This is a genomic window from Puia sp. P3, assembly GCF_050632245.1.
Classification (GTDB): Bacteria; Bacteroidota; Bacteroidia; order Chitinophagales; family Chitinophagaceae; genus Puia.
Genome location: NZ_CP192583.1, coordinates 5566193 through 5589508, shown reverse-complemented (window position 1 = coordinate 5589508; position 23316 = coordinate 5566193). Strand labels below are relative to the sequence as shown.

Annotated in this window: 28 protein-coding genes and 1 pseudogene; all 29 read left to right on the top strand. The window is 55.2% G+C overall.

The features are described 5' to 3' along the window. The first annotated feature begins 17 nt into the window (after nt 1–17). Nucleotides 18–545, top strand: a complete 528-nt coding sequence (locus tag ACQ86N_RS35205) for a RagB/SusD family nutrient uptake outer membrane protein (RefSeq protein ID WP_431211135.1) — start codon at nt 18–20, stop codon at nt 543–545. A gap of 23 nt (nt 546–568) precedes the next feature. Next, on the top strand, nt 569–1771 hold the full coding sequence (locus tag ACQ86N_RS35200) for an oligogalacturonate lyase family protein (RefSeq protein ID WP_431211134.1): 1203 nt from the start codon (nt 569–571) through the stop codon (nt 1769–1771). After that, nucleotides 1746–2207: a glycosyl hydrolase gene (locus tag ACQ86N_RS35195; RefSeq protein ID WP_431211133.1), complete on the top strand. Its 462-nt coding sequence runs from the start codon at nt 1746–1748 to the stop codon at nt 2205–2207. Before ACQ86N_RS35200 ends, ACQ86N_RS35195 begins: the two co-directional genes overlap by 26 nt. 5 nt (nt 2208–2212) lie before the next feature. Further along, nucleotides 2213–2848 (top strand): glycosyl hydrolase, encoded by a 636-nt coding sequence (locus ACQ86N_RS35190; protein WP_431211132.1) that lies wholly within the window; start codon nt 2213–2215, stop codon nt 2846–2848. Continuing rightward, nucleotides 2845–3177, top strand: coding sequence for a glycosyl hydrolase (locus ACQ86N_RS35185; protein WP_431211131.1), 333 nt, complete (start codon nt 2845–2847; stop codon nt 3175–3177). The genes ACQ86N_RS35190 and ACQ86N_RS35185 overlap by 4 nt, the downstream gene beginning before the upstream one ends. A gap of 57 nt (nt 3178–3234) precedes the next feature. Beyond that, complete coding sequence (locus ACQ86N_RS35180) at nt 3235–5892, top strand: glycosyl hydrolase family 28 protein (protein WP_431211130.1); 2658 nt, start codon at nt 3235–3237, stop codon at nt 5890–5892. Nucleotides 5893–5899: 7 nt separating this feature from the next. Beyond that, nucleotides 5900–6664, top strand: a complete 765-nt coding sequence (locus ACQ86N_RS35175; RefSeq protein WP_431211129.1) for a rhamnogalacturonan acetylesterase — start codon at nt 5900–5902, stop codon at nt 6662–6664. After that, on the top strand, nt 6665–6949 hold the full coding sequence (locus tag ACQ86N_RS35170) for a hypothetical protein (protein WP_431211128.1): 285 nt from the start codon (nt 6665–6667) through the stop codon (nt 6947–6949). Further along, on the top strand, nt 6901–7809 hold the full coding sequence (locus ACQ86N_RS35165; protein WP_431211127.1) for a sugar-binding domain-containing protein: 909 nt from the start codon (nt 6901–6903) through the stop codon (nt 7807–7809). The genes ACQ86N_RS35170 and ACQ86N_RS35165 overlap by 49 nt, the downstream gene beginning before the upstream one ends. Next, entirely contained in the window at nt 7769–8977 is a 1209-nt protein-coding gene (locus ACQ86N_RS35160) for a hypothetical protein (protein ID WP_431211126.1), read from the top strand. The genes ACQ86N_RS35165 and ACQ86N_RS35160 overlap by 41 nt, the downstream gene beginning before the upstream one ends. 69 nt (nt 8978–9046) lie before the next feature. Continuing rightward, nucleotides 9047–10078, top strand: a complete 1032-nt coding sequence (locus tag ACQ86N_RS35155; RefSeq protein ID WP_431211125.1) for a hypothetical protein — start codon at nt 9047–9049, stop codon at nt 10076–10078. Then, nucleotides 10060–10527 (top strand): hypothetical protein, encoded by a 468-nt coding sequence (locus ACQ86N_RS35150; RefSeq protein ID WP_431211124.1) that lies wholly within the window; start codon nt 10060–10062, stop codon nt 10525–10527. The genes ACQ86N_RS35155 and ACQ86N_RS35150 overlap by 19 nt, the downstream gene beginning before the upstream one ends. Next, a complete protein-coding gene (locus ACQ86N_RS35145) occupies nt 10485–11702 on the top strand; it encodes a hypothetical protein (RefSeq protein ID WP_431211123.1) in 1218 nt (405 codons plus the stop codon). Before ACQ86N_RS35150 ends, ACQ86N_RS35145 begins: the two co-directional genes overlap by 43 nt. 10 nt (nt 11703–11712) lie before the next feature. Further along, nucleotides 11713–13296, top strand: a complete 1584-nt coding sequence (locus tag ACQ86N_RS35140) for a glycoside hydrolase family 88/105 protein (RefSeq protein ID WP_431211122.1) — start codon at nt 11713–11715, stop codon at nt 13294–13296. Nucleotides 13297–13356: 60 nt separating this feature from the next. Further along, on the top strand, nt 13357–13938 hold the full coding sequence (locus ACQ86N_RS35135) for a hypothetical protein (protein ID WP_431211121.1): 582 nt from the start codon (nt 13357–13359) through the stop codon (nt 13936–13938). A gap of 368 nt (nt 13939–14306) precedes the next feature. Further along, nucleotides 14307–14870, top strand: a complete 564-nt coding sequence (locus ACQ86N_RS35130) for an MFS transporter (RefSeq protein WP_431211120.1) — start codon at nt 14307–14309, stop codon at nt 14868–14870. Between the two features lie 17 nt (nt 14871–14887). After that, the gene (locus ACQ86N_RS35125) at nt 14888–15475 is read left to right on the top strand and encodes a hypothetical protein (RefSeq protein WP_431211119.1); all 588 of its coding nucleotides are present in this window, start codon (nt 14888–14890) and stop codon (nt 15473–15475) included. Next, nucleotides 15472–15810 carry an L-rhamnose mutarotase gene (locus tag ACQ86N_RS35120; protein WP_431211118.1) on the top strand — a complete coding sequence of 113 codons (339 nt, stop codon included), beginning with the start codon at nt 15472–15474 and terminating at the stop codon, nt 15808–15810. Before ACQ86N_RS35125 ends, ACQ86N_RS35120 begins: the two co-directional genes overlap by 4 nt. Nucleotides 15811–15833: 23 nt before the next feature. Continuing rightward, nucleotides 15834–16583 (top strand): SDR family NAD(P)-dependent oxidoreductase, encoded by a 750-nt coding sequence (locus ACQ86N_RS35115; protein ID WP_431211117.1) that lies wholly within the window; start codon nt 15834–15836, stop codon nt 16581–16583. A gap of 20 nt (nt 16584–16603) precedes the next feature. Beyond that, nucleotides 16604–17212 (top strand): fumarylacetoacetate hydrolase family protein, encoded by a 609-nt coding sequence (locus ACQ86N_RS35110; RefSeq protein WP_431211116.1) that lies wholly within the window; start codon nt 16604–16606, stop codon nt 17210–17212. After that, entirely contained in the window at nt 17149–17454 is a 306-nt protein-coding gene (locus ACQ86N_RS35105) for a fumarylacetoacetate hydrolase family protein (RefSeq protein WP_431211115.1), read from the top strand. Before ACQ86N_RS35110 ends, ACQ86N_RS35105 begins: the two co-directional genes overlap by 64 nt. Next, entirely contained in the window at nt 17447–18280 is an 834-nt protein-coding gene (locus ACQ86N_RS35100) for an amidohydrolase family protein (RefSeq protein WP_431211114.1), read from the top strand. The genes ACQ86N_RS35105 and ACQ86N_RS35100 overlap by 8 nt, the downstream gene beginning before the upstream one ends. Continuing rightward, the gene (locus ACQ86N_RS35095; protein ID WP_431211113.1) at nt 18277–18846 is read left to right on the top strand and encodes an SDR family NAD(P)-dependent oxidoreductase; all 570 of its coding nucleotides are present in this window, start codon (nt 18277–18279) and stop codon (nt 18844–18846) included. Before ACQ86N_RS35100 ends, ACQ86N_RS35095 begins: the two co-directional genes overlap by 4 nt. Further along, nucleotides 18809–19132, top strand: a complete 324-nt coding sequence (locus ACQ86N_RS35090) for an SDR family oxidoreductase (protein WP_431211112.1) — start codon at nt 18809–18811, stop codon at nt 19130–19132. The genes ACQ86N_RS35095 and ACQ86N_RS35090 overlap by 38 nt, the downstream gene beginning before the upstream one ends. A 14-nt stretch (nt 19133–19146) precedes the next feature. After that, entirely contained in the window at nt 19147–20157 is a 1011-nt protein-coding gene (locus ACQ86N_RS35085) for a zinc-binding alcohol dehydrogenase family protein (protein ID WP_431211111.1), read from the top strand. Nucleotides 20158–20170: 13 nt separating this feature from the next. Beyond that, nucleotides 20171–21189 (top strand): annotated as a pseudogene (locus tag ACQ86N_RS35080) (PfkB family carbohydrate kinase). Next, entirely contained in the window at nt 21179–21856 is a 678-nt protein-coding gene (locus ACQ86N_RS35075; protein WP_431211110.1) for a bifunctional 4-hydroxy-2-oxoglutarate aldolase/2-dehydro-3-deoxy-phosphogluconate aldolase, read from the top strand. The pseudogene ACQ86N_RS35080 and the gene ACQ86N_RS35075 overlap by 11 nt, the downstream one beginning before the upstream one ends. Continuing rightward, nucleotides 21856–22137, top strand: a complete 282-nt coding sequence (locus tag ACQ86N_RS35070; protein ID WP_431211109.1) for a hypothetical protein — start codon at nt 21856–21858, stop codon at nt 22135–22137. Before ACQ86N_RS35075 ends, ACQ86N_RS35070 begins: the two co-directional genes overlap by 1 nt. A 66-nt stretch (nt 22138–22203) precedes the next feature. Next, on the top strand, nt 22204–23313 hold the full coding sequence (locus ACQ86N_RS35065) for a tagaturonate reductase (RefSeq protein WP_431211108.1): 1110 nt from the start codon (nt 22204–22206) through the stop codon (nt 23311–23313). Nucleotides 23314–23316 lie beyond the last annotated feature (3 nt).

The window sequence follows — 23316 nt, the reverse complement described above, 5'->3', positions numbered from 1 at the left end:
CGGTGTCGAACGATCTGGTGAAAGATTATGAACCCGGCGACCTGCGGCTGGCCTCCACTATATATACCGCGGGGTACACGAGTGCCGGAAGCACGGAGACAAGGCCTTTCTTTAAGAAGTGGGTGGATATTACAAAAATACCCAGCGCCAGCCGATTTGACTGGGGCATCAACTTTATCGCCCTCCGGTATACGGATATCCTGATGATGAAGGCGGAGTGTATTCTGAATGGGGCGCCCGGTTCGCAAAGCGATGTGGATGGGATCATCAACCAGGTGAGGAACAGGGCAGGCCTGGCTGCCAAATCCGGGTTTACCCTGGCGCAACTGTATGACGAGCGAAGAAAGGAGTTTGCCGACGAAGGTTCGAGGTGGTTCGACCTGCAGCGGAGTGGCAGTCTGCTCACGGTCATGAATAACTGGATCGGTTCGGAAGATGCCCAGAAGAGAATCAATCAGGTGACGGCCAATTATATTATTTACCCGGTGCCTCAATCGCAATTGGATGCTGCGCCGGGTCTATATGTTCAAAACCCCGGGTATTGATGATCTTTATAAAGTAAGCCATTATGACCTACCACTCGCTGACCTTTCGTGCGGCTTTGTCTGCTGCCTGTATATTATTGCAATTGGTCGTCCGGGCCCAGCCGCTGGCGGAGACGGGTCCAAAGAAAGAGATGCCTCCGGAGTGGATCGATCAGGATACGCATCACAAGGTGGTTCGGTTGTCGAGGAAGGAGGGAGACAACCTTAGCTTTTATTTCCACAACAATCCCTTTATCGGGAATCAGATGATCTTCTACAGTACCGATGCCAGCGGGAAGCATCTGTATACGGTAGACCTGAGGACGCTGGCATTGCGGCAGGTCGGAAGGGGTGGTGCGAACGGCGAGATCGTGGGGCATAAGAGCAATAGTGTCTATTATCAGTCGCACGATAGCGTTTTTGCGACGAGGATCGCGGATGGGGTTACCCGTCTGGTCTATGTTTTTCCCGCCGACTTCAAAGGCAGCATCACGACGCTGAATGCGGATGAGACGCTGCTGGCGGGTGTGAAGGCCAGCGATGAGCAGAAAGAGATATTGAAGAAATATCCCGAGAAGCATGATTTCTTCGACAGGGTCTTTGACGCGCATCTTCCGAATACCTTGTTTACGATCAACACGAAGACGGGGGAGCTGAAGCCGATACATACGGAGAATACCTGGCTGGGTCATGTGCAGTATTCGCCGACGGACCCCGACCTGCTGATGTTCTGTCATGAAGGACCGTGGCAGAAGGTGGATAGGATCTGGACCATCCGGATGAAGTCGGGGGAGGTGAGGCTAATGCACAGGCGGACGGTCGGGAATGAGATTGCGGGGCATGAGTTCTTTAGTCCGGACGGGAAGACGATCTATTTTGACTGGCAGATACCGAAGGGGCAGACTTTTTATCTCGGGGCTGTGGATGTGGCGACGGGTGCGGAGAAGAAGTATGCGATGACGCGGGACGAGTGGTCTATTCATTTTAATGTCGCTGCTGACGAGCGGGAGTTTTGCGGGGATGGGGGTGATGCCGGGCAGGTGGCACATGCGAAGGATGGGCGGTGGATCTATCTGTTTCATCCGGACGGGGATCGATTTGTGGCGGAGCGGCTGGTGAATATGAAGGATCAGTATTATAAATTGGAACCGAATGTGCATTTTTCCCCGGACGGAAAGTGGGTTATCTTCCGGGCTAACTTTGAAGGCAAGGAGGAAGTATATGCGGTGGAATGTAAGAAGTCTTAGCATAGTAGTTTTGTTAGGTTGCAGGCTTACGGGGTTGGCGCAGGTGGCGCCGCCCGGGGTGGGGTGGCCGGAAGTTACACAGACGGCTAAGCCCTGGACGAGATGGTGGTGGATGGGGAGCGCGGTGGATCAGGCGGGTCTGACCTGGAATCTGGAGCAGTACAAGGCTGCGGGTCTGGGCGGGATGGAGCTGACTCCTATTTATGGCGTGAGGGGATATGAGAATAAGTTCATCAACTATCTCTCTCCGGAGTGGATAAGGATGCTGGAGTATACGCTGCGCGAGGCGCGGCGGCTGGGGCTGGGGCTCGATATGTCGACCGGCACGGGCTGGCCGTTTGGCGGCGGGCCGCTGATCGACAGCAATTATGCGTGTAAGGAGTTATTTGTGAAGAGCTGGGTCGTGGATGGGGGCATCGGCTGCCCGACACGATAAGGTATATGCAGGAGCCGTATGTTCACACGGATGGGAGGGCTGTGAAGATCGACCAGTTGGCGGAGCCGGTTTTTGCGAATAAGGACCTGCAGGGACTTGCGTTGTTCCAGGTGCGGTTTGGGAGATGGCTGCCGTTGCAGGCGCTGGTGGCGTGTTCTGACAGCGGCGAGGTGGTGGATGTCGGCTCCCGCGTGGGGGCTGATGGGTTGCTGGATTGGGTTGCGCCCTTGTCGGGAGGGCGGTGGACTTTGTATGGGGCGTTCCGGGGGATGCATGGGAAGATGGTGGAGCGGGCGGCGCCGGGGGCGGAGGGAAATGTCATCGATCATTTTTCCGGGGTCGCGCTGAAGAAATATCTGAGCCGTTTTGACTCGGCGTTTGCGGGGCATGATCTTGCGGGTCTGCGTAGTTTTTTTAATGATTCGTATGAGGTGGACGACTCGAGGGGCCAGGGGAACTGGACTCCCCGTCTGTTTGATGAGTTCCGGCGGCGGAGGGGGTATGATCTGAAGATGCGATTGCCTGCGCTGCTGAAAGGGGATGGGAGGGTGTTGTGTGACTTTAGGGAAACGATATCGGACCTGTTGCTGGATGAGTTCACAAGGCCCTGGGGAGACTGGGCGCGTGCGCGGGGGCGTTGATACGCAATCAGGCGCATGGTTCGCCGGCGAATATACTGGATCTATATGCGGCTAGCGATATACCGGAGACGGAGGGCGCTGATGTGCTGCGGTTTAAGTGGGGGACTTCCGCGGCGCATGTGACCGGGAAGCGGCTGGCATCGGCGGAGACGGTGACCTGGCTGGACGAGCATTTTCTGAGCAGTTATGCGGATGTGAAGAAGGCGCTGGATAATTACTGGCTGGGTGGGGTAAATCATGTCTTTTATCACGGTACGGCTTATACGCCGAAGGAGGATGCGTGGCCGGGGGTGGCTGTTCTATGCTGCTGTGCATTTTACGCCGAATGATCCGGCGTGGAAGGAGGTGGGGGTGTTGAATGGCTATGTGGCGAGGGTTCAGTCTTTTTGCAGCAGGGGGAGCCGGATAATGATGTGTTGTTGTATGCGCCTTTTTATGATAGTTGGATGGAGGGTTTTGATGGGGGATCGGGGGATCTGTCGAGGGCCTTACTAAAGCATTATGACCGGATGGAGCCGGAGTTCAAGGGGACGGGATTTGAGGAGTGTGCGGAGTGGATGGTGAAGAAGGGGTATGGGTTTGATTATATTTCTGACAAGCAGGTGCGTGCGCTTTCGGCGGCCGGGGGTAAGGTAATAACGGGGGGTGGTGCGCGGTATAAGGTTGTTTTGGTGCCGGGCTGCAGATATATGTCTGCGGATGCGATGAAGAAGCTGGATGAATTGGCGAGGGCGGGGGTGCCTGTTCTTTTTTACGGGAGCCTGCCGGTGGGGCCGCCGGGGTTGGGGGATCTGTCGAACCGGACGGAGGAGTTCCGTTTGTTGTTGTCGAAGGGTGGCCGGTTTGTGGTGGGGAGTGATCTGGGGAAGTTGCTGGGGGATGATATGAGGGAGAAGATGGTGGATGACAGTCTTGATTTTGTGAGGAGGAGTTATGGAGAGGGGAAGGTTTATTTTATCGTCAATCATGGGTCGAGGGCTTTTGCCGGGCGGTTGGTGTTGAGGGATTCCGGGGCGGCGGCGGTAATATACAATCCGATGAGCGGGCAGTATGGTGCGGAGGCGGGCAGGTATGTGGAGCTGTTGCCGGGGGAGAGCTGCATTGTTCAGACGATGAAGGGTGTGCCGGGTGTGCCGGCTTACCGGTATTACCGGTCTGCGGGGGATGCTGTGGTATTGGGAGGAGAGTGGAATTTGAAGTTTGAGAGTGGGGGGCCTGTTATTCCCGCGCCGATGAAGGTGAGGGATTTGCGGTCCTGGGTTGGGCTCGGGATGTCTGCTTTTTCGGGGACTGTGTTGTATACGGGCACGTTTGCCCGGCCGGCGGGAAATTTTGCTGCCTGGGAGCTGGATCTGGGGAAGGTGAGGCAGGTGGCGGAAGTTTATTTCAACGGAAAGAAGATCGCTGCGATGATCGGGCCGGATTTCAGGGTGGTTATACCGGAGTCGGATATGCGAACCATGAATAAGTTAGAGGTTCGGGTATCGGGCGGAATGCTCAACCGGGTCGAGGATCTGGATAAGAGAGGAGTGGTCTGGAAGAAATTCTACAATACGAATTTTCCGGCGCATGAGAGGGCGGACCGGGGAGCGGATGGGTTGTTCGATGCGACGAAGCTGCCACTGGAGGAGGCTGGGCTGATGGGACCGGTGAGGTTGGTCCCTGTAAAGGGGGTAAAGGGTAGCGAGCCGGCGGATCCGGCGTGGACGAAGGAAGTAGGGGCGAGGGTTGCGCCTTCGGGAAAGCGGGCGATAGCGGTCAATAAATATGGCGCGGCGAAGGATGGTTCCGCACTGGCGACGCGGGCTATACAGGCGGCGATCGACGAATGTGCGAAGCAGGGCGGAGGGGTTGTCGTGTTTCAGCCCGGGGTTTATTTGACGGGTTCTATCTTTTTGAAGGAGGGTGTGGAGCTGCGGGTCGACAAGGGCGTCGAGCTGCGGGGTAGCCAGCATTTTGAGGACTATCCGGAAATACAGACCCGTATCGCGGGTATCGAGATGAAGTGGCCGGCTGCGCTGCTGAATATTATCGGAGTGAAGAAGGCGGCGGTTACGGGAGAGGGGACAGTAAACGCGCAGGGGAAGTTCTGTTGGGACAAGTACTGGGCGATGAGAAAAGAATATGATGCCAAAGGATTGCGGTGGATAGTGGATTATGACGCCAAACGTGTCAGGACGCTGCTGGTCCAGGATGCGGAGGATATTACGGTAAAGGGAGTTCGGTTTGTAGATGCGGGTTTTTGGACGGTACAGGTGTTGTATTCGAAGTATGTGACGGTAGACGGGATAACGGTACGGAATAATGAAGACGGCCATGGGCCGAGCACCGATGGGGTTGATATCGATAGCAGCAGCTGGGTGTTGGTGGAGAACTGCGATATCGACTGTAATGACGACGATTTTTGTCTGAAGGCCGGGAGGGATTGGGATGGGCTGCGGGTCAATCGTCCGACGGAATATGTGGTCATTCGCAATTGTACGGCAAGAAAGGGAGGCGGGTTGCTGACCCTGGGCAGTGAGACTTCCGGCGGCATCCGGCATGTGCTGGCTACCGACCTGACGGCAAAGGGTACGGGGAATGGGTTTCATATCAAGTCGGCGACTACGCGCGGGGGAACAGTAGAGGACATTCATATCCGCAATTTTACCATGGATAGCGTGGGGAATGCGATATTGTTCACTATGAACTGGAATCCTGCCTACAGCTATTCGACACTGCCGGCGGGGTATAATCCGGATTCGGTGCCGCAGCACTGGAAGACCATGTTACACAAGGTGGAGCCGATGGAGAAGGGGATTCCGCATTTCAGGGATATTTATATTTCGGGAATGAAGGTGAGAAGCGCCAAACGGGCAATTTCGTCTACCGGGCTTGATCAGTCGATGATCAGCGGGGTACATATCGACAATGTGACGATAAACGCCGGTACGGCGGGCGAGATCAACTATGCCAGGGACTGGGAGGTCAGGCGAGCGGTTGTCACGTCGAAGGATGGTTCGAAGGTGGTAGTGAAGAATTCAACTGGTGTTAATTTTAATTAAGAAATTTATGATCTTCAGGAGCTTTTTGGTTTGCATGCTGCTGGTGGCGGGGACATTTTCCGACCAGCGACCGACCTTATATATCATTGGAGATTCGACGGTGAAGAACGGCAAGGGAAAGGGGGATGGGGGACTCTGGGGCTGGGGCAGTTATTTAGATAGCTATTTTGATACGTCGAAGCTGGCGGTGCGTAACTATGCGCTTGGAGGGAGGAGCAGCAGGACCTTTATAACGGAAGGGCACTGGGATCAGGTGCTGGGGCAGTTGAAGAAGGGAGATTATGTGATCATGCAGTTTGGGCATAATGACGGAGGGCCGCTGGACGATACGGCGAGGGCGAGGGGAACGATAAAGGGGACGAGTGAGGAGTCGAAGGATATTTACAATCCGATCATGAAGAAGTCCGAGACGGTGCATAGTTATGGGTGGTATATGCGGAAGTATGTGGCGGATCTCAGGGAGAAGGGAGCGGTGGCGATCATCTGTTCGCCGATCCCGCGGGATATATTTACGGACGGGAAGGTATTGAGGGCTTCGGATGACTATGGGAAATGGGCTAAGGAGACGGCGAGTTCGACCGGGGCTTATTTTGTCGAGCTGAATGGTCTGATCGCGGATGAATATGACAGGCTGGGGCCGGATAAAGTAAAGGAGTACTTCCCGGGGGATCATACGCATACGAATGAGGCGGGGGCGAGGCTGAATGCGGGGAAGGTGGTGGAGGGGATCCGGGGTGCGGATGGGTTGGGGTTGAAAAAATACTTAAAATAGATGATGATTCGGGGAGTCCTGTCTTTTTTGTTGGTGTTGGTAGGCGGTTGGGCCGTTGCGGGTGACACGTTGTCGCTGGCGGGGGAGTGGCGTTTTTGGCTGCCAGGAAAGGAGGGAACTTCCGGGACGGTGTGGCTGCCGGGATCGATGGCGGAGAATGGGAAGGGGGATGAGGTGACGGTAGACACGAAGTGGACGGCGAGTATCTATGACAGTTCGTGGTTTTTGATCCGCGGATGGCGAAGTATCGGGAGAAAGACAATCTTAAGTTGCCGTTCTGGCTGACGCCTGCGAGGCATTATGTGGGGGCGGCCTGGTATCAGCGCGAGGTCGTGGTGCCTTCCGGATGGAGGGGCCGGCGGGTTCGGTTATATCTGGAGCGACCGCATAGCGAGACTACGGTATGGGTCGACGGGATTCGGGTTGGGACTGAATTCGGTTACTGTACTGCCCAGGAGTTTGGGTTAGGGGTTTTGAGCCCGGGGCGGCACAGGATCACGCTTCGCATCGACAACCGGATAAAGGATATCAATGTTGGGCAGGATTCGCATAGTCTGACGGATCAGACGCAGGGCAACTGGAATGGAGTGGTGGGTAAGCTATTGCTGGAGGCGCTGGCGCCAGTTCGGGTAGAGGATGTGCAGGTGTTTCCGGATGTTGCGGGGAGGCGGGCGAGGGTGAGGATTCTGATCCGATCGTCTCTGGGGTCAGTGGGATCGGGGATGGTGGAGTTGTCGGCGAAGAGTTTTAATACGGGGGTGAGTGTGAGCACGGATGTTGTGCGGGTGCCGTATAATTTGAAGGATAGTTCTGACTCGGTAATGGTGGAGTTGCCGATGGGAGATAAGATGGTGTTGTGGGATGAGTTTGATCCGGCGTTGTACAGATTGAAAGTTAGGGTGTTGGGAGGGGACGAGCGGCTTGTGGAGTTTGGGATGCGGGAATTTAGGGTGAAGGGGACGAGGTTCGAGGTGAATGGTCGCCCGGTTTATCTGCGGGGGACGGTGGAGAACTGCGTCTTTCCGCTGACTGGGTACGCGCCGATGGATGAGGCGAAGCTGGGAGCAGGTGTTTCGAATTGCGAGGTCCTGGGGTTTGAATCATATGCGGTTTCATTCGTATTGTCCGCCGGAGGCTGCTTTTGAGGCGGCGGACAGGGTTGGGTTCTATCTGCAGCCGGAGGGTCCGAGCTGGGCGAATCATGGGTCGTCGCTTGGAGATGGGAAGCCGATAGATCAGTTCATTTATACTGAGACGGAGCGGATGTCTTCGGCTTATGGTAATCATCCTTCGTGGTGCATGCTGGCCTATGGGAATGAACCGAGGGGCGGGCACCAGGCGGAGTGGCTGAGCGGGTTCGTTAAATATTGGAAGGAAAAAGATAGCCGCAGGGTGTATACGGGTGCTTCGGTTGGGATGAGCTGGCCGTTGGTGCCGGACAATGAGTATATGGTGAAGTCGGGTCCCCGCGGGCTGAGCTGGAGTGTGCTGCCGGGGTCGATGGATGACTATGGAGCGGTGGTGGGAGGGTTTGCGGTGCCTTATGTCACGCATGAGATGGGGCAGTGGTGTGCGTATCCCGACTTCACGGAGATCCCGAAGTATACCGGTGTTTATAAAGAGAAGAATTTCGAGTTGTTCCGCGAGGTGTTGCAGGAGCAGGGAATGGGGGATGAGGCGCGGCGGTTCCTGTTTGCTTCGGGGAAGCTGCAGGCGTTGTGTTATAAGATGGAGATCGAGAAGTCGCTCAGGACGCCTGGTGGGGCGGGTTTTCAGCTGTTGTGTCTGAACGACTATTCGGGGCAGGGGACGGCTTTGGTGGGGGTGTTGAATGCATTGTGGGGAGAGAAGGGGTATGTTAGTGCAAAGGAGTTTTCGCGGTTTTGCGGGCCGACGGTGCCGTTGGTTCGGATGCCGAAGTTTGTGTTTACGAATAAAGAGGTGTTGACGGCGAAGGTGGAGATGTATCATTTTGGCCGGGAGCCGTTGAGAGGGGCGGTGGTTTATTGGGTGTTGAGGGATGGGCAGCGGGTTGTTGATTCGGGGGAGTTTGGTGCGAAGGATATTCCCATTGGAAATTGTTTTGGGGTTGGGGAGGTTAGGGTTCCGTTGGAGAAGGTGAAGGGGCCCGTTAGGCTGCGGTTAGAGGTGGGGGTTAGGGGGAGGGGGTTGTCAATGACTGGGATTGTTGGGTGTATCCGGCGGGGCCGGGGAAGGTGTAAACCGTGGAAGTGGGGGAGGAGTGATCAGGGGAGATGGTGTGAACCGTGGAAGTGGGGGAGATGGTATGAACCGTGGGGAAGGGGTAGGTGAGAAGAAAGCTGTTTATTATACGACTGAATTGGATGATAGAGCCAGGGAAGTATTGGAGCAAGGGGGAAGGTGTTTTTGAATGCGGCGGGGAAGGTGGTGAAGGGGAAGGAAGTGGTGATGCAGTTTACACCGGTGTTTTGGAATACGTCGTGGTTCAAGATGAGGCCGCCGCATACGCTGGGGTTGGTGATCGACACGGCGAGCGGGATGTTCGGGGATTTTCCGACGCGGTATTGGAGTGATCTGCAGTGGTGGGATATATTGAAGAACACGCAGGTGATGCATCTGGAAGATTTTCCGGCGGGGTTTCGGCCGGTGGTGCAGCCGATAGACACCTGGTTTTTGAATCGCAGGCTGGGGTTGGTGTTTGAGGCGAGGGTGGGGAAGGGGAGGCTGGTGGTCAGTTCTGCGGATCTGGGGCCGGGTGTAGGTGAGGACAGGCCGGCGGCGAGGCAGCTGTATTATAGTATACAGCGATATATGGGGTCGGATAAGTTTAGACCGAAGGGGGAGGTTGGGTTTGGTGTGGTGAAGCGGTTGTTCGAGGAGCCTAGCAGGTATGTGTTTTCGAGTTATACGAAGAGGGGACCGGATGAACTGAAGCCGGGGAAGGATATGTCTTTTTCGGGGGTGGGTAAAAAAGAGGGGGGCTTGCTCTCCATTGACCGGAAAGCGCTGGTGATTAGGCATAATGTGGTCAATACAGGATTTGACCCGATGGGGGCGATCACGGTGGGGAACGGGCGGTTTGCGATGACGGTGGATGCGACGGGTTTGCAGTCGTTCCCTGAAGCGTATGACAAGGGCGTTCCGTTGGGTACGGAATCCGAGCGGGGCTGGCACGGTTGGGGCGACAGCGCGGGTTATAAATTTTCGGAAACGTTGAAGGATTATACGATACATGGGAGGAAGGTGCCGTATGCGGTGCAGTGGTCGAAGCCTGAGCGGAATAAGAAGGCAGCGGACTGGTTCAGGCAGAATCTGCACCGGTTGCAACTGGGCAATATCGGGTTCGAACTGACAAAGAAGGATGGTTCACAGGCTGTGATGTCCGATCTAAAAGATATATATCAGGAATTGAATTGCTGGACGGGGAGGTGACGAGTCATTTTATTCTGGAGGGGGATTCTGTGGAAGTGCAGACGGTGGGGCATCCTTATGTGGATGGGGTGTCAGTGAAGGTGAGGTCGTCCTTGTTGTTGCAGGGAAGGCTGAAAGTGCGGGTGCGGTTTCCTTATCCGACGGGTGAGTTTTCGGATGACGGGGACAACTGGGTGGAGCCCGGGGCGCATGAGAGTCATTTGTCGGCAAACTTTAAATGGGGAGCAATCATCCGTCATCAGCTGGATACTACGATCTATTTTGTGGATATGCAGTGGCTGAAAGAGGCGAGTATAGTGCAGAAAGGGAAGCATTATTTTCTTGTAACGCCGTCGGCCGGAGGGAGTGGGAGTTTACGGCTGTGTTCTCTCATTATGCGGACGCATTTGGCGGTGATTTTAAAGGGGTGGCGGCGGCGTCGGCGAAGGAGTGGGAAGATTACTGGATGAAGGGTGCGGCGGTTGATTTTTCCGGGAGCACCGACCCCAGAGCTTTTGAATTGGAGCGGAGGGTGGTGTTGTCGCGGTATCTGATGCGGGTGCAGGAAGCGGGGGATAACCCGCCGCAGGAGACGGGGCTTACGTATAACAGCTGGTATGGGAAGCCGCATCTGGAGATGCACTGGTGGCATGCGGCGCACTATGCGCTGTGGGGGCATCCGGAGTTGCTGGAGCGTTCGCTGGACTGGTATAAGAAAGTGGCTGGCGGCGCCAGGGAGATAGCGGAGCGGCAGGGGTATGCGGGGGTGCGCTGGCAGAAGATGACGGACCCGGAGGGAAGGGAGAGTCCATCCTCGGTAGGGGCGTTCCTGATCTGGCAGCAGCCTCATTTTATTTATATGTCGGAGTTGTGTTACAGAGCGGGGGATAAGGCGGTGCTGGAGAAATATAAGGACCTGGTGTTTGCGTCGGCAGATTTTATGGCTTCGTATGCGTGGCGTGACAGTGCTGCGGGGAGGTATGTTCTTGGCCCGGGTGTGATACCGGCGCAGGAGCGGTTCAAGGAGGACAGTACATTCAATCCGTGTTTTGAGCTGGCATACTGGAGGTGGGCGTTGGGTGTGGCGCAGGAGTGGAGGAAGCGGTTGGGGATGGCGCCGGACAGTAATTGGGAGAGGGTGATTCGAGGGTTGTCGGCGCTGCCGCATGGAAGGGTTGGAGCGGAGGAGCTATATTTCCCGACGGAGAGCGCGGGGGATGCTTATACCAACCCGAGGTACCGGGGTGACCACCCGGCTGTGCTGGCGGGCTATGGCTTCCTGCCGGCGACGGAGGGGCTGGATACGGCGATGATGCGGCGGACCTTTGACTGGATATGGTCGAACTGGATCTGGAAGGAGACATGGGGGTGGGATTTTCCGCTGACGGCGATGTCGGCTACGCGGCTTGGTATGCCGGAGAAAGCTATCGATGCGCTGCTGATGCCGGTGCAGAAGAATACTTATCTTAGGGATGGGCATAATTACCAGGACGAGCGGCTGCGTTGTTATTTGCCGGGCAACGGCGGACTGCTTTCGGCTATAGCGCTGATGTGTGCGGGTTATGATGGCAGCGGCGCGGAGCCGGGTATACCGAAGAACGGGAAGTGGAAGGTCCGGTGGGAGGGCTTGTATCCAGCGCCTTGAAATAACTTTTATGAACTATAGAAAGCATTTATTGTGGGTCAGCCTGGTATTGGCCGGACCGATGGTGTTTGCGCAGAAGCTGCCTCCGCAGCCGGATGTCTTGCAGGCGATGCGGCGGGCAAACGACTATTTTATGAAGAAGTGGCCCGATCCCGGTATTCAGATCGTGACCAATATTGCGCGCCCGAGCCATATCTGGACGCGGGCGGTATACTATGAGGGGTTGATGGCGCTGTATTCGATCGACCGGAATGCCGCGTACTATGACTATGCGGTGGATTGGGGCGTGAAGCATGAGTGGACGCCGCGCAACGGGACCAGCGTGCGGAATGCGGATGACCAGTGCTGTGGTCAGACCTATATCGATCTGTTCAATATCGATCCGCGGCCCGAGCGGGTGGCGGCTATCAGGGCTACCATGGACAATATGGTAAAGACGGACAAGTGCGATGACTGGCACTGGATAGACGCGATCCAGATGGCGATGCCGGTGTTTACGAGGCTGGGCGTGATGTATCACGATACGTCGTATTTCCGGAAGATGTATGACCTGTATCATTTTACGAAATTCAATCATGGCGGGAACGGGTTGTATAATCAGCAGGAGCATTTGTGGTGGAGGGACAAGGATTTTGTGCCGCCGTATAAGGAGCCGAACGGGCAGAATTGTTACTGGAGCCGGGGGAATGGCTGGGTACTGGCGGCGTTGGTGCGGGTGTTGGCGCTGCTGCCGCTGAACGAGCCGCACAGGGCCGAGTATCTGCAGGACTATCTGGATATGGTGCACGCCATTGTTCCCCTTCAGCGGGCGGACGGATACTGGAATGCGAGCCTGCACGATTCGACGCATTTTGGCGGGAAGGAGTTGTCGGGTACGGCGCTGTTCACTTATGGGATCGCGTGGGGGATAAAGATGGGATATCTGGACAAGAAAGCTTATCTGCCGGTAGTGGTAGCGTCATGGAATGCCATGGTAAAGGAGTCGCTGCATCCCAATGGCTTTTTGGGTTGGGTACAGGGGACTGGGAAGGAGCCGAAGGATGGGCAGCCGGTGACCTATGATAAGATCCCGGATTTTGAAGACTATGGGTTGGGGTGTTTTTTGCTGGCGGGGACCGAGGTCTATCAGATAGCGTCGGGCGCCGCGGAAAATCTGGATGAGGCGCGGGTGCCGGCTTATCGGGAGCCGAATGTGCTGCAGGCCGCGGACGGGCATCTTGTGGGCTCTGTGAAAGAATGGGAGTCGGTGCAACGGCCTTATCTGTACGCACTTTTTGAACATAACGTATATGGGCGTATGCCATCGGCTGTCGTGCCTGTGACTTATACTACGGAGGCGGTGGACTCTTTGGGAGTTGAGGGAGTTGGCGTGCGTAAGCAGGTGACGATACATTTTTTGGGTGAAGCTGCGGCGCTGAGGGTGATATTGTATCTGCCGGTGAAGGCGAAGAAGGCGCCGGTGTTTGTCGGGTATAGTTTTGGGGCTAATGAGACAGTGAAAGAGTCGCCGCAAGTGGCCTCTGAAGGAGATCTTGTCGAGGGGGTATGGTTTGGCGAGCGCGTGGTACTGGGATATAGAGCCGGACAGGAATGACGGCTGGCAGACGGGGATCCGGACGAGGCTGGCGGGGGCATTGCATATCGAGCCGTCCGAGTGGGGTGCTATCGGAGCCTGGGCCTGGGGTTGAACAGGATTGCCGACTTTCTGCAGACGGAAAAAGGAGTGGATGGACGGCGGCTGATGGTGTTTGGTCATTCGCGGCTGGGTAAGACGGCGTTGTGGGCGGCGGCGTCGGATGCACGCTGGGCGCTTGTGGTATCGAATGAATCGGGGGAAGGCGGGGCGGCGTTGTCGAAGCGGGATTTTGGGGAGACGGTAGCGATCATCAACGCCAAATTCCCGTGGTGGTTCAGCCCTGTCTATAAAAGTTATGGGAGCAATGTTGCGGCTATGCCGGTGGATCAGCCAATGCTGCTGGGGTTGATGGCGCCGAGGCCTTTGTATGTGGCGAGTGCGGCGGAAGATCTGAATTCCGATCCGAAGGGGGAGTTTTTGGGAGCGCAGGGTGCGGGAGTAGTCTATGGTCTTTATGGAAAGAGGGGGTTGGCAGCGGGGATATGCCGGGGGTGGAGCATCCGGTGGGGGATGTGGTCCGGTATCATATCCGCAGCGGGAAGCATAATATTCTATTATATGACTGGCAGCAGTATCTGGATTTTGCGGATCGTATGGTGAAAATGAAAAAATGAGGATGAGTGCGGGGGGGATACGGGGGAAATGGGCCTGAGATGGTCAGGGGAAAAGGCCCGGGATGATTAGGGGAAGGCCTGGGATGTATTGTTTATTCCTTAAAATCAGTATTTTAGCAGTAATTATGTTAAAATAACTTAATAGTCTGATAACATAGTGTGTCCGTTCTCCGCCGAAATGCGTTTTCTTTGGACTTAGGGTATCAGGTGGATGTAACAGCCTGATACCGCACATAAAAGTCTGCGATTTCTTAACCATACGAGTCCGATGTCAAAAAACAAGTATTTACTTCCCTTCGCCCTGGTCACTTCGTTATTTTTTTATGGGCATTTCTGCACAATCTCAACCCGATATTGATCCCTCACCTGAAGAAGGCCTGTGAGCTGAATGACACCCAGTCATCGCTCGTAGACTTTCCGATCTACCTGGCGTATTGCGTGATTGCGATACCGGCGGGTCTGTTCATGCATAAGTATGGATACAAGAGGGGCATTATTTTTGGGCTGATCCTCTATGCGCTGGGGGCGCTGTTATTCATCCCTGCGGCGTCGGAGCGGAGTTTTCCGTTCTTTATTTTCGCCCTGTTCGTCAGTGGCAGCGGGGCGGCGTTCCCGGAGACGGTAGCCAATCCGTATATCGCCAATCTTGGAGAGCCCTCGAAGTCGGAGCAGCGTCTTAATCTGGCGCAGTCCTTCAACGGTCTCGGGGCGATGGTGGCTCCGCTGGTGGGGGCGCAGTTCATTTTGTCGGGCATCGAGCACACTCCGCAGGAGCTGGCTACGATGAAGGCGAATGGTCAGGCTGGCGGCCTATCTGCAGTCGGAGGCGAATACGGTAAAGCCGCCTTATCTGGTGATTGCGTCTGTGGTGAGTCCTGGTTACCATCTGCTTCATTTTCACAAAATTACCTGAGATAAAAGAGCCGGATGGGGATGTGCATGGCACGCAGTTCTCGTGGAAAGTGTTTCGTTTCTCCCATTTGAAGTGGGCGGTATTCGGCGAGTTCTTTTATGTGGGATCGCAGGTGGGGCTGGGAAGTTTCTTTGTCAAGTATTCGCGTTTTGTGGCAGATATTCCGGAGCGGGAAGCGGGTCAGAAATGGTTCATAGCCATGGCGGGTTTTATGGTCGGGCGGTTCCTGGGTACCTTTATCATGGGATATGTGAAGCCTGCCCGGCTGCTGACACTGTACGCGGCGATCAATGTGATCCTTGTGACGATAGGTGTACTGGCGAAGGGGCATGTGGCGGTGTATGCCATTATGGTTACGCCTTTCTTTATGAGCATAATGTTCCCGACCATTTTTGCCCTGGGTATCAAAGACCTTGGAGAAGAGACGAAGATGGCGGCGTCATTTCTTGTGATGGCGATCATCGGCGGGGCTGCGGCGCCACTGGCGATGGGTGCGATATCGGATGCGACGGGCAGCATACAGGTGGCGTATGCCGTTCCCCTGGTCTGCTTCGTGTACATCCTGTTCTTTGGGGTGAAGGGGCATAAAATTAAACCAATTGCGTCATGAGATATTGTTTAGGGCTGGATATGCCGGGGGATGCTGCGCTGATCGCGGAATACGAGAACTGGCATACCGATATCTGGCCAGAGGTCAGGAAGAGCATTTTGGACAGCGGCATTGTGAATATGGAGATCTACCGGCTGGAAAACCGGTTGTTCATGATCATGGAAGTAGGGCCGGATTTTAGCTTTGACCGAAAGGCGGCGATGGATGCGGCTAATCCGGCGGTGCAGCGCTGGGAAGAGCTGATGTGGAAGTATCAGGTAGCCATTCCCGGTGGTAAGCCGGGGGAGAAGTGGCGGTTGATGGATCGGATTTTTTCATTACAGGAGGCCCTGTAGGGGCCTCGAAAAAAATAAATGGTATGTTCAGTTTGTTGAATAAGCATGCGGTAGTGACCGGCGCGGGCAGTGGGATAGGGAAAGCGGTGGCTTTGTTGCTGGCGCGGCAGGGTGCTACGGTCTATGTTACGGATATTAATTTGGAACAGGCCAACGAGGTAGTGAGGGAGATTGCAGCGGCGGGTGGAACGGCCGAGGCGAAGGTTCTGGATGTGTCGAATCAGCAGAATGTGGAGGCTATGTTTGCGGGGCTGGTTCGGCTGGATATACTCGTGAACAGCGCGGGGGTATCGCATATCGGGACGGCGGAGTCGACGTCTGAGGAAGATTTTGATCGTTTGTACCGCGTAAATGTGAAGGGCGTATACAATTGTCTCCGGGGCGGGATACCCTTGCTGAGGAAGGCCGGCGGAGGGGTGATCGTCAATATGTGTTCGATCGCGGCTACGGTTGGCATACCGGACCGTTTTGCCTATTCGATGACGAAGGGTGCGGTCTATTCCATGACCTTGTCGGTGGCTAAGGATCATCTAAAGGATAAGATCAGGTGTAATTGCGTGTCGCCGGCGCGGGTACACACGCCTTTTGTAGACGGTTTTCTGAAGAAAAACTATCCGGGAAAGGAACAGGAGATGTTCGAGAAATTGTCGAAGACGCAGCCAATAGGGCGGATGGCGAAGCCGGAGGAGATTGCGGGACTGATCCTGTATCTGTCGAGCGACGAGGCTTCCTTTATTACCGGATGTGACTACCCGATCGACGGGGATTTTTAAAATTGAATAATTAATCTATCATGAAGCTAATCAGACACGGAGAGCTCAATAATGAAAAGACAGGGATCATTCTGGACAATATTTCTTATGACACGTCGGCGTTTGGAGAGGACTATAACGAGCGGTTCTTCGAAACGGACGGGCTCAACAGGCTGAAGATATGGGTGATGAAGAATCTGGGGGCGTTGCCGGCCCTTCCCGGGGGTGTCCGGCTGGGGTCGCCGATAGCGCGTCCTTCGAAGATCGTGTGTATCGGACTTAACTATGTCGACCATGCAAGGGAGACGGGTGCTACGCCGCCGCCGGAGCCGGTGATCTTTATGAAGTCTACAACAGCCCTGATCGGACCGAATGACAATATCGTGATCCCGAAGAACTCCAAAAAGACGGACTGGGAGGTGGAGCTTGCGGTGGTGATCGGTCGCCGGGCCAGCTATGTGACGGAGGCCGAGGCTATGTCTTATGTGGCGGGTTATTGTCTGCATAACGACGTCAGCGAGCGGGAATTCCAGATCGAGCGCAGCGGCACCGGGACAAGGGCAAGGGCTGTGATACGTTCGCTCCGATGGGCCCCTGGATGGCGACGCCCGACGAGGTGGGAGACGTGCACAATCTGCGGCTGTGGCTGACCGTCAACGGTAAGAAGATGCAGGACGGAACGACGTCCAATTTTATTTTCAATATTCCTTTTCTCATTTCGTATACCAGCCAGTTCATGACGCTGCTGCCCGGGGACGTTATCTCTACCGGAACTCCTGCGGGAGTGGGTCTGGGTATGAACCCTAATGTTTATCTGCAGCCGGGGGATGTAGTTGAATTGGGGATTGACAAGCTGGGACAGGCCCGGCAAAAAGTACAGGCGTATGCTTAAAATCGATTCGCATCAGCATTTCTGGAAATTCGATCCCATAAGGGATAGCTGGATTGGGTCGGATATGGCCGTGATCCAGCGGGATTTTATGCCTGGTGACCTGCTGCCGGTATTACAGGCGGCGGGCATCGACGGGTGTGTTGTCGTCCAGTCCGATTCGTCGGAGGACGAGAACGATTTCCAGCTGGCTAATGCGGAGGTTCACAACTGGGTAAAAGGGGTTGTGGGCTGGGTCGATCTCCGGAGTCCGAATGTGGAGGAGAAGCTGGCGTACTATAAACGCTACCCGAAGATGAAGGGTTTCCGGCATGTGCTGCAGGGGGAAAAGGACAGGGCGATGATGCTGAGTCCGGATTTCAAACGGGGGATCGCATTGCTGAAGGAGTACGGGTATACCTATGATATCCTGATCTATCCGGATCAGCTGTGGTACACGAGGGACTTTGTCGCGGCGTTTCCCGAGCAGCCTTTTGTGGTGGATCATATTGCGAAGCCGCATATCAGGGACCGCTATATAACCAACGAGTGGAAAGACGCCATATATGCGGTGGGAGCGCATCCCAATGCCTGGTGCAAGATCTCCGGGATGGTAACCGAGGCGGATTGGAAGCACTGGAAGCCGGAGCATTTCAGGGTATATATCGAGACGGTGGTGGACGCTTTCGGCGTGGACAGGATCATGTATGGGTCTGACTGGCCGGTATGTCTGGTGGCGGCGAGCTACCAGCAGGTGTTGCAGATCGTAAAAGACTATTTTTCTTCTTTTTCAGAGACGGAGCAGGCTGCCTTTTTTGGGGGCAACGCTATAAAATTTTATAATTTATGAATTTAGGATTAAAGGACAAGGTGATCATCGTTTCGGGCGGCGCGAAGGGTATCGGCGAGGGTATTGTAAAGGTGCTGGCTGCGGAAGGCGCTATTCCTTTTATCATTGGACGCAATGAAGCCGACAATCTGGCTGCGGTCGCGGCAACGGGTGGAAAGGCGATGCAGGTGGTGGCCGAGCTGACACGGCCGGAGGAATGCGCTGCTGCGGTGCAGGCTGTGATGGACCGGTGCGGGCGTATCGACGGACTGGTGAACAATGCCGGAGTGAATGACGGGGTGGGTCTGGAGAATGGCAACTATGAAGCGTTCATGGCTTCTCTCCATAAGAGTCTGGTGCACTATTATCTGCTGGCGCATCATGCGCTGCCGGCGCTGAAGGCGTCGAAGGGGGCTATCGTGAATATCAGTAGCAAGACGGCTGAGACGGGTCAGGGCGGGACTTCTGCCCATGCCGCGGCCAATGGCGGGCGGAATGCGCTGACGAGAGAATGGGCAGTGGAGTTGCTGAAGTACGGGATCCGTGTGAATGCGATCGTTGTGGCCGAGTGCTGGACGCCGTTGTAGTGAGAAGTGGATCAGGACGCTGCCTGATCCGGCGGGTAAGTTGAGGGAGATAGAGGGCAAGATACCGCTGGGAAGCAGGATGACGACGGCTGAGGAGATCGCGAATATGACGGTGTTTTTGTTGTCGGAGGTATCGAGTCATACGACGGGTCAGCTGATCCATGTGGATGGGGGTATGTGCATCTGGACAGGGCGCTGGCGAATGCGTAGAGGTGTGTGGGTTTTGTGGAGCCGGCGCTCGTGTGAACTGCGCCGCCGCTGTTCGGCCTATTTGTTGATGAAATAATTGAAGACTTGAGAATGAAGACACTAGTTTGTATAAAGCCTGGGGAGTTGGAGTATCAGGAGGCGGAGGCGCCGATCGCGAAGCCCGGGCATTCGATCCTGAAGATCAGGAGGATTGGGATCTGCGGGACCGACCTGCATGCATTCGAGGGGACACAGCCTTATTTCGAGTACCCGAGGATATTGGGGCATGAACTGGCGGGTGATCTGGTCGATATGGACAAGGCGTCCGGATTTGTGATCGGAGAAGCGGTGACGATCATCCCTTACTTCAACTGCGGGCACTGTATCGCCTGCAGGAATGGAAAGCCTAATTGCTGCGTAACTATAAAGGTTTGCGGGGTGCATATCGACGGCGGGATGGTGGGATATCTGTCGGTGCCGTCGGAATTTCTTGTGCATGGCAACGGATTGAGTCACGACCAGTTGGCGCTTGTCGAGCCGCTGGCGATCGGCGCGCATGCGGTTCGCCGCGCGGCGATACAGCCGGGTGAGTTTGTGCTGGTGGTGGGCGCCGGGCCTATTGGACTGGGGACGATGGAGTCTGCGCGGATCGCGGGAGGAGAGGTGATTGCGATGGATATCAATGAGGCGAGGCTGGCATTCTGTCGTGAGCGGCTGGATGTTCTGCATACTGTGAATGCTTCTTCGGAGCCGCTGGAACAACTGAAACGGATCACGCGGGGGGATATGCCTACGGTGGTGATCGATGCTACGGGCAGCCGGAAGGCGATCATGGATGCGTTCCAATATATGGCGCATGGCGGACGGTATGTGCTGGTGGGGCTGCAAAAGGGAGAGATCGCGTTCAGTCATCCGGAGTTTCACAAGCGGGAGGCGACACTGATGAGCAGCCGGAATGCGACAAGGGAAGATTTTGAAAGGGTGATCGATTCGATGAAGAAGGGGCTGATCGATCCGACTACCTATATTACGCACAGGGTCGGGTTTGACAGGGTGAAGGATGAGTTTGCAGGCTGGCTGGATCCTGCGAACGGGGTGATAAAAGCGATGGTTGAATTATAAAACTGACTGATCTGTGAGCAAAAAAGTTTTGTCTTTTGGAGAGTTGTTGCTGCGAATTTGTCCGGATGCGGACGGAGGCTGGGTGAGGGAGAATGTATTACCTTTTTATGTAGGCGGGGCGGAGGCCAATGTAGCTACGGCGCTGGCTTTATGGGGAGTTCCTTCGGCCTATTTTACTGCATTACCGGATAATTTATTGTGTCGTCAGCTGGCGTCTTATCTGGAGGAGAAGGGGTGGATACCTCCCGCATCCTTTACCAGGGAGAAAGGCTGGGTTTATATTTCCTGCCCAAGGGGAAGGATCTCAAGAATGCCAGTGTCATTTATGACCGGGCTCATTCGTCGTTCGCGGCCCTCCGGCCAGGGATGGTGAACTGGGACGCGGTGCTGGAGGATGTTGGCTGGCTGCATTTCAGCGCCATTTCACCGGCGTTGAGCGGGCCATTGGCGCAGGTGTGCGAGGAGTTGCTGGAGGCTGCCTCCGCCAGGAAGGGGCTGACGATTTCGGTCGATCTGAACTACAGGGCGAAGCTATGGCAGTATGGGGTTTCGCCGGTGGAGGTGATGCCCAGACTGGTGAAGCACTGCGATCTGGTGATGGGCAATCTTTGGGCGGCGGAGAAGATGCTGGGGATACCGGTGGATGAGGAGCTGGTTGCTGCGGGGGACTATCTGCCTCATGCGCTGATAAGCAGCCAGCGGATCATGGAGCGGTTCCCGAGGGTGAAATACGTGGCCAACACGTTCCGTTTCGACAAGGGAGCGGGTGGTATTCAATACTATACCGCGCTGTATACCGGAGGGAAGTTGTATAACAGCGTGGAGTACGTGTCGGAGAAGATACTGGACAAGGTGGGGAGTGGAGACTGTTTCATGGCCGGGCTGATCCGTGGTCTTTATACTGGCGAGTCTGTGCAGGATACGCTGGAGTTCGCCACGGCGGCGGCGTATCAGAAATTATACATTCCGAGCGATGCTACGGATATGCCCGCTACGGAAATCAAAAAATTTATGTCAGCATATGAACGATAAGAAAGTCATTTTACAGAGTATACTTGGGCAGGGTATTCTGCCGCTATTCTATTGGGAGAGTCCTTCGGTATGTTTGTCTGTGATGCGGACGCTGTATAAGGCGGGTGTCAGGGCCGTAGAATATACCAACAGGGGTGTAGCCGCTCTGGACAATTTTTCCATGTTGAAGAAGGTGCTGTCGGCCGAGGCGCCCGATCTGTACCTTGGTATCGGAACGGTGAAGTCGGCTGATGAGGCGCGGGCGTTTGTGGCGGCGGGTGCGGACTTTATCGTCGCTCCCATCGTGAATCCGGAGGTGGCGGCGGTTGCGGACGAGGCGGGGCTTTTGTGGGTACCGGGTTGTATGACGCCGAGCGAAATTTATACGGCGCAGCGGAATAAGGCGGCGCTGATAAAACTGTTTCCGGCGAATATTCTCGGTCCGGAGTTTGTGAGCTCTATCAGGGAGTTGTTTCAGGACCAGCTGTTCATTCCGACGGGTGGGGTGGAGATCGACGAGAACAATATCCGGGCCTGGGTGAAGGCAGGGGTATGTGCTGTGGGACTTGGGAGCAAGCTGATCAGCAAGGACATTTTAAAGAATGAGAATTACGATCTTTTGTATGAGAATACGCTGAAAGCGTTGAAGATCGCGCGTGAGGTCATAAAAGAAAATAATAAAGGATAATGAATCTTTCAAAAGAGACCTTGGCGTCGGTAAAGACGCCTGCTGTGGTCAAGCCGTCGGCGGAGATCTTTGCTCTGCCTGAAAAAGTATTGCAATTCGGTACCGGTGTGTTGCTGAGGGGGTTGCCGGATTATTTTATCGATAAGGCCAACCGGCAGGGCCTGTTCGGCGGTCGTGTCGTGGTGGTGAAGTCGACGGATTCCGGTGATGCGGGCGCTTTTGACCGCCAGGACGGCCTTTATACCTTGTGTGTGCGGGGTATCGAAGAAGGAAAAAAGTAGAGGAGAATATTATCAGTAGCGCCATCAGCCGGGTGTTGTCTGCCCGGGACAGCTGGTCTGGAGATATTGCAGCTGGCCCACCGGCCGGAGATGCAGATCATAGTCAGCAATACGACGGAGGTAGGTATACAGCTGGTGGAAGAATCCATCGAAGGACGGGTTCCGGCCTCTTTTCCGGGGAAGCTGCTTGCTTTTCTATATGAGCGTTATAAGGCGTTCTCCGGGAGTGCGGACAGCGGGATGGTGATCGTGCCTACCGAGCTGATCGTGGACAACGGGAAGAAACTGGCTGGCATTGTGAAACAGCTGGCGAATTTCAATAAGATGGAGGATGCGTTCCTGACCTGGATGGACGGACAATGCCGGTGGTGCAGCTCGCTGGTGGACAGGATCGTACCGGGCAAGCCGGATGCGGCGACGCTTCAACAATTGGAGCGTGATCTTGGTTATAAAGATGACCTGCTTTCCATATCGGAGGTGTATCGTCTGTGGGCGATAGAGGGGGATGAGAAGGTGAAGAAGGTGTTGTCGTTTGCGGGGGCAGATGCGGGGGTGATCATCGCGCCTGATATCGAGATCTACCGCGAGTTGAAGCTGCGGTTGCTGAACGGGACCCATACGCTGAGCTGCGGGCTCGCTGTACTGGCGGGTTTCCCGACGGTGAAGAGTGCGATGGATGATCCGGCGTTCTCTGCGTTCGTTTCGGACCTGATGCTGAAGGAGATCGCGCCTAATATACCGTATGAGCTGTCGTTGTCGGAGGCGAGGGATTTTGGATTGAAAGTACTGGACAGGTTCCGCAATCCGCATATACAGCATCAGTGGATCAGTATTACGATGCAGTATAGCTCGAAGATCCGGATGAGGGTGGTACCGGTGTTGCTGAAGCACTATCAGCCGGAGCCTCCGCCGCATATAGTGCTGGGCTTTGCTGCCTACCTGTTGTTCATGCGGGGTCAGTCGGGCCCGGTGACGGATGATAGGGCAGCGTATTTCAAGGATTTGTGGCAGAACGAACCTGATGTGGTAGTGAAGACGGCGCTGAGTGATCAGGGGTTGTGGGGCGCAGATCTGACAGAGGTGCCTGGTTTCGAAGAGGCGGTGCGGAAGAATCTCGATGTGTTGATGAATAAAGGGGCGGCGGCTGCGCTGGCTCAACTGAATACAAAAAAATAAGTT